19 protein-coding genes are annotated in these 15,124 nt (G+C 68.4%); 15 read left to right on the forward strand and 4 right to left on the reverse strand.

All coding sequences use genetic code 11. From position 1 onward, the window contains the following. Positions 1 to 17 precede the first annotated feature (17 nt). Together V6K52_RS03230 and V6K52_RS03235 are read right to left on the reverse strand one after the other, a co-directional pair. A complete protein-coding gene (locus V6K52_RS03230) occupies positions 18 to 818 on the reverse strand; it encodes a LytTR family DNA-binding domain-containing protein (protein ID WP_353952467.1) in 801 nt (266 codons plus the stop codon). Between the two features lie 172 nt (positions 819 to 990). Further along, a complete protein-coding gene (locus V6K52_RS03235) occupies positions 991 to 1,965 on the reverse strand; it encodes a WYL domain-containing protein (RefSeq protein WP_353952468.1) in 975 nt (324 codons plus the stop codon). Positions 1,966 to 2,079: 114 nt separating this feature from the next. On the opposite strand from V6K52_RS03235, the gene V6K52_RS03240 reads away from it, so the two are divergent. Further along, positions 2,080 to 2,475, forward strand: coding sequence for a RidA family protein (locus V6K52_RS03240; RefSeq protein WP_353952469.1), 396 nt, complete (start codon positions 2,080 to 2,082; stop codon positions 2,473 to 2,475). A 46-nt stretch (positions 2,476 to 2,521) separates the two neighbouring features. Beyond that, positions 2,522 to 2,854: a hypothetical protein gene (locus V6K52_RS03245; RefSeq protein ID WP_353952470.1), complete on the forward strand. Its 333-nt coding sequence runs from the start codon at positions 2,522 to 2,524 to the stop codon at positions 2,852 to 2,854. A 22-nt stretch (positions 2,855 to 2,876) separates the two neighbouring features. On the opposite strand, the gene V6K52_RS03250 is transcribed toward V6K52_RS03245, so the two are convergent. Continuing rightward, positions 2,877 to 4,070: a histidine kinase gene (locus tag V6K52_RS03250; protein WP_353952471.1), complete on the reverse strand. Its 1,194-nt coding sequence runs from the start codon at positions 4,068 to 4,070 to the stop codon at positions 2,877 to 2,879. 109 nt (positions 4,071 to 4,179) lie between these two features. Here V6K52_RS03250 and V6K52_RS03255 point away from each other — a divergent pair, with 109 nt between their 5' ends. The 11 genes from V6K52_RS03255 to V6K52_RS03305 all read left to right on the forward strand — a co-directional run bounded on the left by V6K52_RS03255 (position 4,180) and on the right by V6K52_RS03305 (position 12,742). Further along, on the forward strand, positions 4,180 to 5,019 hold the full coding sequence (locus V6K52_RS03255) for a thioesterase family protein (RefSeq protein ID WP_353952472.1): 840 nt from the start codon (positions 4,180 to 4,182) through the stop codon (positions 5,017 to 5,019). A gap of 2 nt (positions 5,020 to 5,021) precedes the next feature. Further along, positions 5,022 to 5,876, forward strand: coding sequence for a hypothetical protein (locus V6K52_RS03260; protein ID WP_353952473.1), 855 nt, complete (start codon positions 5,022 to 5,024; stop codon positions 5,874 to 5,876). Between the two features lie 563 nt (positions 5,877 to 6,439). Further along, positions 6,440 to 7,150 carry a hypothetical protein gene (locus V6K52_RS03265; RefSeq protein ID WP_353952474.1) on the forward strand — a complete coding sequence of 237 codons (711 nt, stop codon included), beginning with the start codon at positions 6,440 to 6,442 and terminating at the stop codon, positions 7,148 to 7,150. After that, the gene (locus V6K52_RS03270) at positions 7,147 to 8,451 is read left to right on the forward strand and encodes a TadA family conjugal transfer-associated ATPase (RefSeq protein ID WP_353952475.1); all 1,305 of its coding nucleotides are present in this window, start codon (positions 7,147 to 7,149) and stop codon (positions 8,449 to 8,451) included. The genes V6K52_RS03265 and V6K52_RS03270 overlap by 4 nt, the downstream gene beginning before the upstream one ends. Continuing rightward, on the forward strand, positions 8,448 to 9,197 hold the full coding sequence (locus tag V6K52_RS03275) for a hypothetical protein (RefSeq protein ID WP_353952476.1): 750 nt from the start codon (positions 8,448 to 8,450) through the stop codon (positions 9,195 to 9,197). The genes V6K52_RS03270 and V6K52_RS03275 overlap by 4 nt, the downstream gene beginning before the upstream one ends. Positions 9,198 to 9,237: 40 nt before the next feature. Continuing rightward, on the forward strand, positions 9,238 to 9,834 hold the full coding sequence (locus V6K52_RS03280; RefSeq protein WP_353953705.1) for a type II secretion system F family protein: 597 nt from the start codon (positions 9,238 to 9,240) through the stop codon (positions 9,832 to 9,834). 114 nt (positions 9,835 to 9,948) lie between these two features. Next, on the forward strand, positions 9,949 to 10,518 hold the full coding sequence (locus tag V6K52_RS03285; protein WP_353952477.1) for a helix-turn-helix domain-containing protein: 570 nt from the start codon (positions 9,949 to 9,951) through the stop codon (positions 10,516 to 10,518). Then, positions 10,515 to 10,886, forward strand: coding sequence for an SMR family transporter (locus V6K52_RS03290; RefSeq protein ID WP_353952478.1), 372 nt, complete (start codon positions 10,515 to 10,517; stop codon positions 10,884 to 10,886). The genes V6K52_RS03285 and V6K52_RS03290 overlap by 4 nt, the downstream gene beginning before the upstream one ends. After that, positions 10,886 to 11,209, forward strand: coding sequence for an SMR family transporter (locus tag V6K52_RS03295; protein WP_353952479.1), 324 nt, complete (start codon positions 10,886 to 10,888; stop codon positions 11,207 to 11,209). The genes V6K52_RS03290 and V6K52_RS03295 overlap by 1 nt, the downstream gene beginning before the upstream one ends. A gap of 96 nt (positions 11,210 to 11,305) precedes the next feature. Then, complete coding sequence (locus tag V6K52_RS03300) at positions 11,306 to 11,725, forward strand: DUF4244 domain-containing protein (RefSeq protein WP_353953706.1); 420 nt, start codon at positions 11,306 to 11,308, stop codon at positions 11,723 to 11,725. 81 nt (positions 11,726 to 11,806) lie between these two features. After that, the gene (locus V6K52_RS03305) at positions 11,807 to 12,742 is read left to right on the forward strand and encodes a hypothetical protein (protein ID WP_353952480.1); all 936 of its coding nucleotides are present in this window, start codon (positions 11,807 to 11,809) and stop codon (positions 12,740 to 12,742) included. Positions 12,743 to 12,845: 103 nt separating this feature from the next. Here V6K52_RS03305 and V6K52_RS03310 read toward each other — a convergent pair whose 3' ends face one another. After that, on the reverse strand, positions 12,846 to 13,091 hold the full coding sequence (locus V6K52_RS03310) for a DUF4411 family protein (RefSeq protein ID WP_353952481.1): 246 nt from the start codon (positions 13,089 to 13,091) through the stop codon (positions 12,846 to 12,848). A 555-nt stretch (positions 13,092 to 13,646) separates the two neighbouring features. Here V6K52_RS03310 and V6K52_RS03315 point away from each other — a divergent pair. Both V6K52_RS03315 and V6K52_RS03320 read left to right on the forward strand, forming a co-directional pair. After that, positions 13,647 to 14,198: a hypothetical protein gene (locus V6K52_RS03315; RefSeq protein ID WP_353952482.1), complete on the forward strand. Its 552-nt coding sequence runs from the start codon at positions 13,647 to 13,649 to the stop codon at positions 14,196 to 14,198. A 494-nt stretch (positions 14,199 to 14,692) separates the two neighbouring features. Continuing rightward, on the forward strand, positions 14,693 to 15,124 hold the full coding sequence (locus tag V6K52_RS03320) for a hypothetical protein (protein ID WP_353952483.1): 432 nt from the start codon (positions 14,693 to 14,695) through the stop codon (positions 15,122 to 15,124).

Consider the following 15,124-nt stretch of genomic DNA (forward strand, 5'->3'; position numbering starts at 1 on the left):
GCGGACCGGTCCGCGCGTCATCCGATACCCGTGCCGGGTCGCCTCAGCAGGACGTCCCGGAGTTGTCGCGTATGCCGTCTGCTCACCTGGAGCTCGACGTCACCGATGACGACCGAGCACCGCCCGTGGTCCATCCGGACCTCGGTGACGTGGGGGAGCGCGACAAGGGTCGAACGGTGGATGCGCACGAAGCCGTGATCGGCCCACTTCTCCTCGAGGACGGCGAGGGGGATGCGCACGAGGTGGCTGCCGTCGGCGGTGTGCAGCCGGGCGTAGTCACCAGAGGCCTGGGCATAGCGGATCTGGGACCGCGTGATGAAGCGGGTGACGCCACCGAGCTCGACGGGGATCGTCTCGTCCTCGGGGCCGGCGCCAGAGCTCCCAGCCACAGCGGAAGGCGCACCGGCGTCGACACCGGGCGCGGGCGGCATACCCGCCTCGTCCTGTTTTGCCACGACGCGACGGACGGCTTCGGCGAGACGTTCGCCGCGCACCGGCTTCATCACATAATCCGTTGCGGCGAGGGCGAAGGCGTCGACAGCGTGCTGCTCGTGCGCGGTGACGAACACCAGCTGCGGGGGAGAGGCAAAGCGAGCCAGGACCCGCCCCAATGCCATGCCATCCAGCCCCGGCATCGAGATGTCGCTGAAGATCACGTCGATCTCGTGGGACTCCAGCATCTGCAGCGCCTCGGTCCCGCTCGACGCCGTCAGGACAGAACCGATCCGCGAATCGGAGTCGAGCAGGAACCGCACCTCGGAGAGGGCGGGGAGTTCGTCATCGACGACGAGGGCACGCAGCGAGCCGTCATGGGCCATGGACCGAGGATAGTCATGGGGAGGCTGGGGCAGGGGCTCTCGGGATTGCGCAGAACGACTCGCTCGGCCGTCGGCGAGCGGTGCCCACGCTGAGGTGCAGTCCCACCCCCGGCCACCTCAGCGTTCGACTCGCCCAACGAAATCAGCACGAGATCCACCCAGGTGCGAACGGTCATTCGTAGAAGGCGGCGATCGTGGTGGCGCGATCACGCAAGGAGGTGCGAAGCCACTGCGGGGCAACGGCTTGCGCGCTCGCGCCGAGCAGCCACAGCGCCCAGATTGCGTGCCGCGAGTCCTGGAACGTGACCTCCATCCGGAGCCAGGAGTCAGGCTCCTCGTCCTCGGCGAGGACGGCCAACGCCGTGCCCACCAGCTCCTCGCGACGCCTCGGGTCGATGCGAACCACCACCTCGACCTGGTCACCGCCGGTGCGGAACTGCACGCTGCGCTGCTCCCACGCCTGCTCAAGGTCGACGTGCTCAGGTCGCTCGGCCGCTTCGGAGAGTGCCTTGGCAGCCAGGACCCGGGACAGGCGGTAGGTGCGGTCGGCGCCGGATCGGGTGGCCAGGAGGTAGCCCTGGTCGCGCACGATGACCAACCCGACCGGGTCGACGGTGCGCCACTTCGGGTCCTGGTTCACGGCGGCATACCGGATGCGCAGTTTGTGCCCGGACAGGACCGCCCGCCGGACCTCGGCCAGGACGGCCGCCGGCACGCCGTCGGCGGTGTCGCTCACGAGCCGTCGCGAGAGGAGGTCGGTCTCCGGGTCGATGAGCAAGCGCTGGGACGCGCCAGCAGCGTTGTCCCGATGGCCTTCTGGGAGCGCGTCGACCACCTTGAGCATCGCCGACGAGAGCGCCGAGCCAAGTCCGAACGCCTGTGCGCCGCGCCGCGACCCGGCCACGACCAGGGCCAGCGCCTCCTCGTGGTTCAGTCCGGTGAGCTCGGTGTGGAAGCCCGGGAGCAACGCGAAACCGCCGCGGCGACCGCGCTCGGCATAGACCGGGACGCCTGCTGCGGACAACGCCTCGATGTCGCGCAACACGGTGCGGGTGGACACCTCGAGCTCGCGGGCCAGCGCAGTCGCGGAGAGCCGCTCGTGCTGGCGGAGCAGCAGCACGAGCGAAACGAGGCGATCGGCGCGCATGAGGAAACTATGTCAGCAATACACGACACAAGGTGTCATGTATTGCTTGCGAGAGTGGTCAGCACGGAGGCCGCCCAGCCCGTGGGTGCCCCGATGAATGGAGCTGATGAGGCAATGGAACGCACTGCAGTCAACCCGGTGTCGTGGTCGGTGGAGATGGGCTTCAACCAGGGCGAGGTCGTCTCTGGGCAGACCCGAACGTTGTATTGCTCCGGGCAGACCGCGATGAGCGCCGAGGCCAAGCCCGAGCACGACGGCGACATGGCGGCGCAATTGGCGCTGAGCACCGACAACGTGGAGGCCGTCCTCGCCGAAGCTGGCATGTCCCTCGCGAACCTCGTCCGGCTCAACGTCTTCACCACCGACGTCGACCTGCTCTTCCAGCACTACGGAGTGCTGGCCGCTCGACTGGGTGCGGCGGGTGTTGCGCCGACGACCACGATGCTCGGCGTGACCCGGTTGGCGATCCCGGGCCAGTTGATCGAGCTGGAGGCGACTGCCGTGGCCTGACGGGGCCGTGGTCGAGTGCCCAGCGCCCTGTGTTGTGCCTGACCCCGTGCCCGTCACCCTGTGCACTGCTGCGCCCCGGCGCAGCAGTGCACAGGGTCACTTCTGGCCCGGCGCACTGGCTGAGCACGAGCCGGTCGACCGGGCGCCGTACCCGCTGGCGACCAACTATGAGCGCAAGTTCCGGCTGCCGGCGCGCGAGTTCGGGCTCGAGGTGGGTTTCAACGCGGCCGCGTTGCCCCAACGGATCGAGCAGCACTCGCGACTGGAGGGCCAGCCGGAGGGGGTCCCTGAGGCGGTCCTGGACAGCTCCCACTCCGTCCACTCCATTGCGTTGAGCTTTGGGCCGGGATGTGATGGCTTTCGCTGGGAGTGGGAGTGAGCCCGGCTCCCCACACCCAGCGTCAGTCCTGGTGGACTCCCGGGACGTACTTCGGGACCCGGAAGCTCACCTTGGTCCCGGCCCCGACAGCCGTCTCGACGACGAGCCCGAACTCGTCGCCATAGATCTGCCGTAGGCGTGCGTCGACGTTGCCCAGGCCCACCGAGTCGGCGCGCGACTGGCCGTCGAGGATGCGCTGCACGAGCTCTGGCGAGGTGCCGACACCGTCGTCCTCGACGGAGATCTCGGCCTCGGAACCCTGGTCGGACGCCGTGATCGTCACGTGGCCGACACCTTCCTTGGTGGCGAGGCCGTGCCGAACAGCGTTCTCCACCAACGGTTGCACCGCCAGATAGGGCACCCGCACCGGCAGCACCTCGGGAGCGATCAACAACGACACCTGCAGCCGCTCACCGAAGCGGGCCTGCTCCAACACGAGGTAGCGCTCGACGTTGCGCAGCTCCTCGGCGAGGGTCGTGAACGGCCCGCCCTGGCGCAGCGCATAGCGCGTGAAGTCGGCAAACTCCAACAGCAGCTCGCGCGCCCGCTCGGGGTCGGTCCGCACGAACGACGCGATCGCGCCGAGCGAGTTGTAGATGAAGTGCGGGCTGATCTGCGCACGCAGGGCGCGGAGCTCGGCCTCCATGGCACGGGTGCGCGCGCGGCCCAGCTCGGCGACGTCGAGCTCCGCTGACACCCAGCGGGCCAGCTCCCCCGTCGCCTGGGCGAGGCCGGCCGACGTCGTCGGTGCGTATGCCGTGAGCGTCCCGACGACGCGTTCGTCGGCAATGAGCGGGGCAGTGACAGCCGCACGGATGGGGCAGTCGGGGTCGCTGCAGGTGATCTCGCCACCACCGAGAACGGTCGGCGCCCCGGACGTGCGCGTTGCCGCGGCATGTTCGTGCGCTTCGGGGGAGTGGTGGTCGCCGGGGCCGGTCCAGGCGAGCAGGCCCGAGGCATCACAGATGGCGACGGATCTGGCACCGAGGATCGCGAGGAGGTGCTTGCCGGCGAGGTCGGCCGCTTCGGGGGTGAGCCCGTCGGCGAGGTGGCGCGACGCGAGCGAGGCCGTGTGCAGCGTCGAGTAGGTCACCCGGTCGACCGTCGACAGGAAGCCCCTGCGGCGACCACGCCCGGCGAGCCACACCCCGAGCCCGAGCAGCAGCATCGCCCCCGCCACGACCACGGCGGTGGGGAGATCGAAGGAGGCCGACATGGCGCGAGCCTAAGGGGTGGCCCGAGCACGTGTCGGGGTCCCGGCGCACTCTGCGGCGCCCGCCACACCGCTCACGACGAGCGCGACCACGCGGCATACCCTCGTCGTCATGAGTGAGTTCGACGACGTCCTGCGCATCTCCGACGGCACCGCAGAACTCACCGATGGTTGGGTCATCGGCGAAGCGATCAACGGCGGGGTCCTCATGTCGCTGGCGACGCAGGCGGCCTCGGACGCGATGAAGGCGCAGGGCAGCCATGTCGACGCCGTCGCCTTCAGCACGACCTTCCTCGCCGCGGCCCAGCCCGGTCCCGCCACCGTGGAGACAGAGATCCTGCGCATCGGCCGCTCGTTCTCGACCGCCGAGGTCACGGTGAGCCAGGACGACAAGGTGCGCCTGCGGCATACCGCGACGTTTGCCGACCTCGACGCCCACAGCGAGCCCGTGCACCTCGAGGAAGCGCCGCCCGAGCTGCCCGAACCCGAGCGGTGCGCGCCGGCCTCACGTGGCGGCTTCGCGCAGAAGATTGCCCTCCTCGACCGCATCGACCTGCGCATCGACCCCGCCACCGTCGGCTGGGCGCTCGGTCAACCTGCCAGCGACGGCGAGATGCGCGCCTGGATCAAGTTCGCCGACGGCCGCGAACCCGACGTCTCCTCACTCCCGTTCTTCCTCGACGCCATGCCGCCGGTGACCTTCACCTTTGGCGCGCTCGGGTGGGCGCCGACGATCGCGTTCTCCGGCCACATCCGCTCGTGCCCGGCGCCCGGCTGGCTGCGCATGCGCATCACGACCCGCAACGTCATCGGCGGACTGTTCGAGGAGGACGCGATCATCTGGGATTCACGCGATCGCGTTGTCGCACAGTCCCGTCAACTCGCAGGCGTGCGCATGCCGGCCCACGCAGAGCGTGGGACCCGCGCTCCCGACCGCGCGCAGGGCGAGTGACCGTGTCCGCCAACGCTGCTCAGCTCGCCGCCTCCGTCAACGCCCTCGGCACCCTGCCCGGGATGCCCGAGAAGATCGACGCCGCCCGTCAGGCCTGCACCCAGTTGCGCTGGCACAATGCGCTGCGCCGCCGTATCCCCGAGGCCGCGGCCGAGTCGCGCGTCCGTGGTGCCTGGGCGAGCGGTGAGCTCGACGGCGCTCGCCTGTCCGTCGACATCGTGCGCGACCTGATGCGCGGCGCCGTGACGTGGCACGACGAACCCGACCCGGTCGAGCAGGTCATGCGCGGAGTCGTCGCCGCGACGGCCGAGACCGAGCGCCTCGGCGCCGTCGTGCTCAATGCCCCGATGCAGGCGCTCGCCCGCCTCCACACCGCTGCCGCCGCCGGGCTCGTCCCCGATGACGAGCTCGGCCGCCCCCGGCGAGACGGCGAGGACTGCCGCGAGTTCGTCGAGATCGGCGACGCCCCGCCCGCTGCCGAGGCGCGCGAACGACTGCAGCGCGTCGTCGCGATCCTGGCGAGCGCGGCGACCCTGCCCGTGCCGATCGTCGCGGCCCTCGCCCACGCCGAGATCGTCACGGCCCGACCGTTCACCCGCGGCAACGGCGTCGTCGCCCGCGCCATCGAACGCGCTGTCATCCAGGCTGGTGGCCTCGACCCGACCGGGGTCGCGGTTCCGGAAGCCGGGCACGGGACGGGAGGTGGGCCGGCATACCTCGGTGGGCTCACGGCATACAGCCGTGGTGACGCCGCAGGCGTGGGTCTGTGGCTCACCCACTGTTGCGACGCGATCGTCGCCGGGGCCGCTGAAGGTGAGCGGATCGCCGATGCGGTGCTTGCCGGGCGACTCACCTGAGCAAAGTCAAGACTTGTCGTGGCTGCCGTAGGGGAGTAGACAGGATGCATCGGACAGGCCTTCGGGAACCGGTCGACCTGAAACAACCGCGAGACGCAATGGGTACCCACGCGCGGGCAGTCCACTGATGGACCGGTCTGTTCGGGCTTGACCCGATACGACGGCTAAGGAAGTGCACGCTTGGTCGCCCGGAACGCTCGCGGCGGATGACGCCCCTCCTGTAGGGGCGTCATCGTCGTGGGGTGCCCTCCTGGCCGCGTTCGGGTGGTCATTGAATGGTCACTTTGGTTGAGTTTGAGTGTTCACCTTGCATGCATCGGATCGATCCGCAACGATGGTGTCATCGCTCCCCTTCGGGGTTGTAGCGACGGGTGGTCCGGCCTCTCCCCCCCGGGGCTCGGCCCGCCCGACGGCCCCGGTCATCCCCCCGACCGGGGCCGTCGCCTTTTCTTTTGCAGTTCCGCTCACGCGTCATCCACAGGCGGCGTATGCCGGGTGCCCTTGTCCACAGATCCGCTCGGCTGGGTGGTGGTCGGGTTGGCCGTTGGGTGACGGTCGTGATTATGACTTCTCTTCTGACACCTCTCGTGGTGGTGCTCGGCGCCAGTGGTGGCTTGGGTGCGTCGACCTGGGCCGCTGCCCTGGCTCGGCGCATGTCCATGCACTTGGGCGAATGTGTCCTGGTCGATGGCGATGTCCGAGGTGGTGGGCTCGACATGACGTGCGGCACCGAGCACGTGCCGGGGCTGCGATGGCCCGACCTGGCGCGCTTGCGTGGGACGACGTCGTGTGCACGGCTGATTGCTGCGCTGCCGCATGGCGAGGTGCCGGTGCTGTCGGCGGGTGGGCGTGGTGCTGCGATCCCCGACTCCGTGGTCATCGACGTCCTGAGGTCGATCTGCGGGGAGACGCCAGTGGTCCTTGATGCTCCTGCGCTGACGTCCCTCGTTGTGGCATTGACGCAGGATGCCGCTGCCGTCCACGTCGTCTCCGGGTTGCAGGCTCGGCAGCTCGCGGACACCGAAGCGTTGGTCTGCGAGCTCTCTGGTGCCGGCGTGGGGCTGGTGACGCGTTCGTCGGGGGCGGTGGGCGTCGAGCTCGAGGAGGTGCTCGACCACCTGGGTGTGGCTCACCTCGCGCACCTGCGCCACGACCCCCGGGTGCGCCGTGACGGCGAGCGGGGCGACTGGCCGGGGTTGCGAGGACCGTTGCGGGACAGCGCTGATCGCGTTGTGTTGGACCTGCTCGACCGTCTTGAGGCGGGTGCGGCATGAGTGATGGAGTCGGTGGTGCTGGTGCTGGTTCTGGTGCTGGTTCTGGTTCTGGTTCTGGTGCGTGGGCGCCGCGCTGGCCCGGCATCGAGGAGGCGATCCGCGAGGGCCGGTCGCCGGATGCGTCGGCGATCGCCGGGGTGACCGGGTCGGTCGTCGAGCTCGGTGCAGAGGGGGTGGCCATCGAGAGTGCGTTGTTGCGTGAACAGGTGCTGGGCTTCGGACCGTTGGAGCAGTGGATCGCGCTGGCCTCGGTCACGGACGTGCTCGTCAATGGCGACGGTGCGGTGTGGGTTGATCGCGGTGGGGGAGTGGAGGAGACCGGGGTGCGGCTTGACCGTGCTGCCGCTCGTGCCCTGGCGACGCGGTTGGCGGGGTTGGCTCGTCGCCGGCTCGACGAGTCCCAGCCATGGGTGGACGGAGTCTTGCCCGGTGGTGTGCGACTCCACGCGATCCTGCCGCCCCTGGCCGAGTCCGGGACTCACCTGAGCCTGCGCATCCCACGACACCAACCCGTGGGCGTCGACGGCCTGATCCGATTGGGCGCTGTGGGCGGCGAAGGTGACGTGCTGGCAGAGGCGCTGCGGCGGGTCGTCGCAGCGCGCCTGTCGTTCCTCGTCGTGGGCGGCACGGGAGCCGGCAAGACGACTGTCCTCGGTGCGCTGCTGTCCGAGTGCGCGCCCGACGAGCGGATCGTGGTCGTCGAGGACGTGCGCGAGCTTGCTCCGGCGCACCCGCATGTGGTTCGGCTCCAAGGACGCATGCCCAACGTCGAGGGTGTCGGCGGTGTGACGATGGTGGATCTGGTGCGCCAGGCGCTGCGAATGCGTCCCGACCGGCTCGTGGTCGGTGAGGTCCGAGGTGCCGAGGTGCGCGAGATGTTGGCGGCTCTCAACACCGGTCACGATGGAGGCGCAGGGACGGTGCACGCCAACGGGATTGAGGAGGTGCCAGCCCGCCTCGAGGCGCTGGGGGCACTGGCCGGACTGGGCCGCGAGGCGGTGCACGCGCAGCTGCGCGGGGCCGTCCAGATCGTCGTCGAGGTGGCCCGGGTGGGATCGGCACGATTCGTGCGGGCGCTTGGGGTGACGCGCTGGACCGGGTCCGAGGTCGTCGTCGACGAAGCGATCGTCGTGGTGGGCGTCCCGGGGACCACCGGCTCCGAGACGCGGCGCGGGCCGGGTGCCGAGCGGCTCGACGGACTGCTTCGAGCGGCTGACGTGGGCGCCGGCGCACGGGACGAGATGGGCCAGGCCGCGCGAAATCGCGACGCCCTGGGGCGCGAGGGACGGGAGGTCGCGTGACCCTGCTCGTGGTCTGTCTTCTCGTGACGGCGATCCTCGTGTGGCCACGGGGCCGACCCGTGACGCGCTCGCTGCTGGGGTCATCGGCGATGGGCCGGGGCGTGGACGGCTCAGCGGCTGAGCGACGTCCCGACGCGGTGTCCTCACGACTGCGTCGCTTGCTGGCACGCGAGGTCAGCTTTGGGCGACGTCGTCGAGGGTGGGTCGCCGACTTTGCCGAGCTGTCGGCCGTGGGTCTCGATGCGGGACTGCCGGGAGCCGAAGCCGCCCGTCTCGCCTGTGAAGTCGGTGGGTCGGCCGCAACCCGCACGGAGTTCGCCGCGTTGGGTGAGCAGATCTCGGCAACACAGGTGCGAGGAAGGTCCGTGGGCGAATGTCTGAGCCGCGCCGCGGAGGGCGATCGTGACCTCGCCTTCCTTGCCGCGGCATGGCAGCTCACCGATGAGTTCGGAGTGGCAGCGGCGCCTGCGGCCCGGGCGTCGGCCGCCGTGCTTCGTGAGCGGGCAGCGAGTGACGATCGGCGCACCGTCCTCGCGGCTGGTCCGCGCGCCTCGATGTGGCTGCTCACCCTGTTGCCGCTGAGTGGCCCGCTTGTCGCGTTGGTCCTGGGCCTGCCCGTGGGTGACGTCTATGGCAGCAACGCGTCCCTCGCGGCTGCGTTCGGAGGCCTCTGCCTCACCGCAATCGGCTGGTTCTGGTCGCGAACCGTTCTGCGCCGAGCCCTGCGCCCGGCGGAGGTGTCGTGATGCTCCGCGTCGCCTGCGCACACCTGACGGCGCTCAGGTGATGGTCCTCGCCGCGATCGTCCTTGTCGTCGGCGCCTGCTTCCTGTGGCCTGCGGGGCGTCGTGGGCCGCTCGAGAGAGGAGCACCTGACGGGCAGGTTGGTCCGATTCCGTCCCCGTCACTGCTGTCGTCGCAGCTGACCCCGGCCGCGACGGCAGCAGTGACGGTGGACGCCGCTGCAGATGCGTTGGTGCTCTGCGCGCTCGCGCTGCGCTCCGGGCTCGGCCCGATCGAAGCCCTCGAAGCCGTGGCGGACAAGGCCGGCGGTCCGGTCGCGCATCACCTGCGGGTCGTCGCGAGTGCCCATCGCTGGGGCCAGGACGCGGCGACGTCCTGGGCTCATGTGGGGGAAGCGTGGCGACCTGCCGCCCTCGCGTGGCAGGCCGCCGAGCAGTCAGGCGCGGCGCCGGCCGGGGTTGTGCTCGCTGCCGCTGAGCGGATGCGTCGCGAGGAGTCCTCTCGCGTGGAGGCCGCAGTGCAGCGTGCCGGAGTTCTCCTCGTCCTGCCGCTGGGCGCCTGCTTCCTGCCCGGGTTCGTCGGCACGACCGTGGTCCCCGTCGTGCTCCACCTCGCCCGATCGAGTCTTGGGGTCGGGTGATGGTCGATGTAGCCATCTTTTGGATTCGTCGCCATCGCCGAGTCCCGCCGACCGAGATGCGGATACGCGGCGCGAGTTGACAAACTTAGCCAACCGGTTGGTAAAGTAACTGTCATGCCAGCTGCTCACCGTCCATCCCAACGCGTCGCTGCTCTGGAAGCCACGCTCGATCTGCTGCGTGCCGGCGGCAACCTGTCCTTGGAGGCTGCGGCTCGGGCTGCGGGGATGAGCAAGCCCGGCCTGATGTATCACTTCGCCACGAAGGAGGCCCTGGTCGCGGCGCTCGTTGACCACCTCGTCGACGGTTATGAGCGTGACTTCATCTCGCTGCTCCCCGCCCAGCCGACCCAGGGAACCGAGCCGGAGGGGTTGTCCGCAAGTGAGCGCATTGCGGCATACGTGCGGTGGTCCCTCACCTACGCGCACGACGCGGCAGACCTGGTGATCCTGTGTGACCCCAAGCTGCGGGTGCCAATGGCCGCCCGCTGGGCTGATCGGTTCCGGGGCTGGGTTGAGGTGCCTGCCGAGATCGCCGCGGCTGACCGGGCCCGTCTGTATGCGGTCCGGCTCATGGCGGATGGCTGCTGGTTCGCCGACGCCAGCGGCGTCCTGCCCGTCCCCCTCGAGGACCGGCCGGGATTGTTGGCGCTCGCGCTGGACCTGTTGGAAGGAGAGGGCTCGTGAGCAAGTGGTCCCTGCTCCTCGCCGCAATCCTCAGCGAGGTCACGGCGTCCCTGTCGCTCAAGGGCGCACTGGTTGAGCCGCTGCTCTACATCCCGGTCGTCGTCGGCTTCGTGGCGGCGTTCATCTTCCTGAGCGCGGTGCTGCGCCGGAACATGCCGATCGGGGTCGCCTACGGCGTGTGGGCAGCATCGGGAGTTGCCCTGACCTCGGTTCTGTCCGCCGTCATCTATGACGAACCGTTCACCCGCGTCATGGGTGTGGGGATCGTCCTCATCATCGCTGGGGTGCTGCTCGTGGAGATCGGCTCACAGGCCGCGCAGGACAAACGTGGGCACCTCACCCCCGAGTCGAACAATGGAGCAATCTGATGCAGTGGGTCTTCCTGGCCATGGCCATCACCCTCGAAGTCGCGGCGACACTCTGCCTGCGGATGGCGTCCACCGGCCAGAACAAGCTCTGGTACCTCGGAGTCGGCCTCGGCTACGCCGGTGCGTTCGCCGCACTCACCGTCACGCTCTCCGAAGGGCTTGGACTCGGTGTCGCCTACGGCATCTGGGCGGCCAGCGGCGTGGCGCTGACCGCTGCCGCGTCGCGCATCCTCTTCAAGGAACCGCTCACCGCGCTCATGGGCGTCGGTATCGGCCTGATCATCGGCGGCGTGCTGCTGGTCGAGCTGGGCTCCGGTCACTGAGGCACCCCTGAGGCGTCTGACCCGGTGACCGAGTTGTCCACAAGCAGGGCCCACAACGCAACTCGTCCACAGATCATCGGCTGGGCCTCGCGCTTGATGGCGAACTGGGCTGGACTCGTTCTGAAGCGGGGACAAGCCCCGCACCGATCGAGGAGATCCGCTGTGACACAGGCTCTTTCGCGCCGTTGGGCGCATATCAAGGAATCGGCCGAGGCTGGCATGACCACCGCGGAGTATGCCGTGGGCACGCTCGTGGCATGTGGCCAAGGTACCCCGCAGTCGCGGCTGACGCATAGCTCGAAGTACATCGCGTACTGCTGGTGCGCGATTGCTCAAGTTGGCCGATGTTGGTTGCAGGTTCTCAGACCTGCGAATACGTGTTGGTCGGGGTTGGTCGACCTTGGCTGTGAGGGGTTTCTGGCCCGGACACTTCAAGGAAACACCGGCCCGTCCTCGGGGCTGACGCCCCACTTCACACAAGGCGATCGGGCTTGCGAAGCAGGAGAAAGTACGTAGGTGCGTGGGCCTCCCACGGAGCTGCGTCGGCCGATGGGAGGCTGGGCCGTCGATCTGACCAATGCACGAAGGGGCCGAAACGTGAGCGAACAGAGCCCAGACGACCGTCTGAGCCCCAAGGAGCTTGCCATCAGCATCACGGTGGTTGGTCTCTTCATGGTCGGGATCTCGGCTGCCGCCGAGGGTTGGTGGAGCGCAGCTCTCCTTGAGGTCGGTGCGGCACTCCTCCTCGCCGCTCCTCTCGTGTTTCTTGCGCGGCGACTTGAGAGGCGTGTCAAGGACGTCGAGCGCGGTGAACAGGCCACCCAGACGGCGGTTGCGGGGTTAGCTGCCGACATCGAGAGCACGGTCCCTGTTCGCTCGCAGGAAGATCTCGCGGCGCGTATTAACGATCAGGCGCTAGGGGTCACCAACCGCTACCGGGAGCTGTATGAGGCGCTCCGGCAGTTGCCGAGCCACGACGACATCTGGACAGCGCTGCACGACGCAACTGAGGCTGAGCACATAAGCGCCAATGGTGTCCGTACCGACCTACCGATCACCGACTGCTTGCTGCGATGGGAATGGTCCGACGATCCTCGCACCGTGACCCTGACCGCCGAGCGGCCGGACGCGCGTGAGGTGTGTCGTCTCGAGTGGCGTGTTCCTGAGACTCTTGAGTCCGTCTTCGGCAGACTTGGGGAGGCGCTTCGAGCACAAAAGCTTTGGCCGGGCGACGGCGCGTTCCAGCCGATGAGAGCGCTTCAGGAACTCGCAAGCACACTTGAAACGGCGTTGGGCGCCCAGGCTCTCGGCGATGAGACGCTCCGCGACGTCGTTCAGGTCGTAAACGGAACTTGGGCGATCACAGATCGCGCCCTGATCCCCGTCTCTAGGCCGCACTACACCATCGCGTTGAGCCGACTACAGGAGATGGACTGGGTGCGTCACATCTCGGGCAAGCCATGGGGGCATCCGGATGACTTCGCCTACGCGCTGGTTCTTGCCGGGCATCTCCGGGACAAAGGGAGGCTCTGATCCGTCCTCGCGGAGACAAGGGCTCCTTCGCACCTCTGTCGGTGCGCGTCCGCAAAAGCATCGGGCCTGGGGGCTGAGAGCTGGCGCCAGCGTGGCCGCCCGCTCAGGACAACGTCAGCCCGAGGCGCCCACACGCGTTGAACGGCTGGATGCGGTTCACGCCCACCGCTCTAGCGGCGTCCGGCAGCTTCACGCGCTTCTTGCAACCGGGATCTGACGTCTCGCGCGTGACCACGGTCGCCCCGAGGGCGCCGGCCCGTGCAGCCAGCCGCAAATCTGCGGACGCCATGAACTCGTCAACGGGCGGGAACCTGTTCCCAGATGCCGACGAGACGTCAAGGGCCGACATGAGTGCTGTCCTCGCGATGCGCCCGCCCACAGCTGGCACGGACACTTTCGCGGAAACCTCGGCCCTCTGACCCACGTCTTCGCAGGTCAGAGGGCTGGTTCGATCAGATGTCGAAGTGCATCTCGAAGTCGTGCCCGGTAGATGGACGTTGATGGCTGTCGACGGCAAACGTGCTCTGACCTGCGGATACGTGCTGAGGGACGTGGGCGCTGGTGTGTGCTGGCTGAATCTGCCAAGGACTCCCCAAGGACTGCGCACGGCGGCGTAACCGGTTGGAAACCGTCACGAACGTCCCAAGAGTGCGAGGGCGCACAAGCATCTGGCCCCGGGGTGTCACGGCACCCTGCCGACTTTTCCACAGGTGCCCGAACCTCTGGCGGATCGGTTATGTACGTGTGATCGTAGAAGCCATGTTCGTGCGGTGACCGCTTGTGATCGGCACGCACGTGGCGCCGGGAACTGGGACACCTTCTGGGGAAGGTGTCCACAACGAGTGGTCGGAAGGCTTTCGGGATAGACCGAAGGGGAGATATGCGACAGCGGATGCTGGCAAGCATGGCCGTGGTCGCCTGCCTCATGACCCTCGCCGGCTGCAATTCTGACGAGGTCCCACCCAGCGCTAGCCCAACCGGTACCAGCCTGTCGTCATCGTCGGAGAGCGCGACGCCGACGTCGACGCCCTCGAGGTCATTGACCCCCGATCAGCAGGACCTGCGCTCAGCGGAGGACGCGATCGCCGAATATTGGTGGGTCCTTGACGGGGCTGCGTCAAACCCCAACCAAAGCCTGAACATTCTTGCCACCGTCGCCCGCTCACAAGCGCTGGCACAGTGGCAAACCACCCTCACCACGGATCGAGCCCAAGGCCTCACGCAGAAAGGGCTGTCCACCGTAAGGGACGTCGAGGCCTCGAGTAAGGACGGCAAGACGTTCACTGTGAGCGCGTGTTTGGACGTGTCGGCAGTCGACGTGGTTGATGCGTCTGGCAAGTCGATGGTGCGATCCGACCGACCCGCACTGCAGAACTACACATACATGGTCCAGAAAGCTCCCGAAGGTTTCTTCGTCATTCAGGACCTACTCAAGGGTCAGCCATGCGCCGGTTGATCGTCTTGCTTCTAAGCATCGGGGTATGGGCGTTGACGTCCACTCCAGCGGTCGCGGCGCCTCCGGTCAGCTGCCCTCCGGGGCAGGAGCCACACCCCAAGTCGGGGGCGTGCATCATCGTGGTGCTCCCCCCCTCCGACCCCGGGCCCCCGGGCGGCCCTGATAGTCCTCCAGATCCGGGCGGAGGTCATTCAGTGCCAGCGGTGAAGCCGGTATGTCGTTTCGATCTCGGGACGCCACCGATAGAGGTTCCCTGTTCGAGCGATGTGGGTTGGTGGGTTCCGCCGCGTCAGTGCTACGCGAAGGCGGTCTCGCCGCAGCCGCCCTTGTCGGATCCGGCGTGGCAAGGCAGTACTGAGGGTGCTATCTACGAGTGCCGACGCCCGTTCCTTGGGCCTGGCGGATTCATCGTCGTGTGGTTCTGGTCGGCCTCACCCCCTGGGGTTGGGGCGCCACCGGATCCCCGGGATCTGGCGCGACAGGCGGTCGCGCTGATGAACCTGAGAGCGGTGCGGATCGGCATGGTCCCCGAACCCAGACCCGGGATGGTTGGGTTGGTCGGGATGCCGGTGTGGATGTGGGCGGAGCAGCCGGATCCGACGACGTGGGGGCCGGTGACGCGCACGGCCAGCGCCGCCGGGTTTTCGGTCACGGCGACGGCGAAGGTCACCAAGGTGGTGTGGGCGATGGGCGACGGGGAGACCGTCGTGTGCCGCACCCCCGGCACCCCGTATGAGGATCGCTACGGGAAGAAGTCCAGTCCCGACTGCGGGCACACCTACGTCCGCCAGGGCAAACACCTGGTGCGGGCGACGTCGTACTGGCGCGTCGACTGGGCCGGCATGGGGCAGAGCGGGTCGATCCCAATGTCGTTCTCGGACAGCGCATTGGTCACCATCGGTGAGGCGCAGGTCCTCACCCAGTAA

It is taken from the genome of Knoellia sp. S7-12 (genome assembly GCF_040518285.1).
Classification (GTDB): Bacteria; Actinomycetota; Actinomycetes; order Actinomycetales; family Dermatophilaceae; genus Knoellia.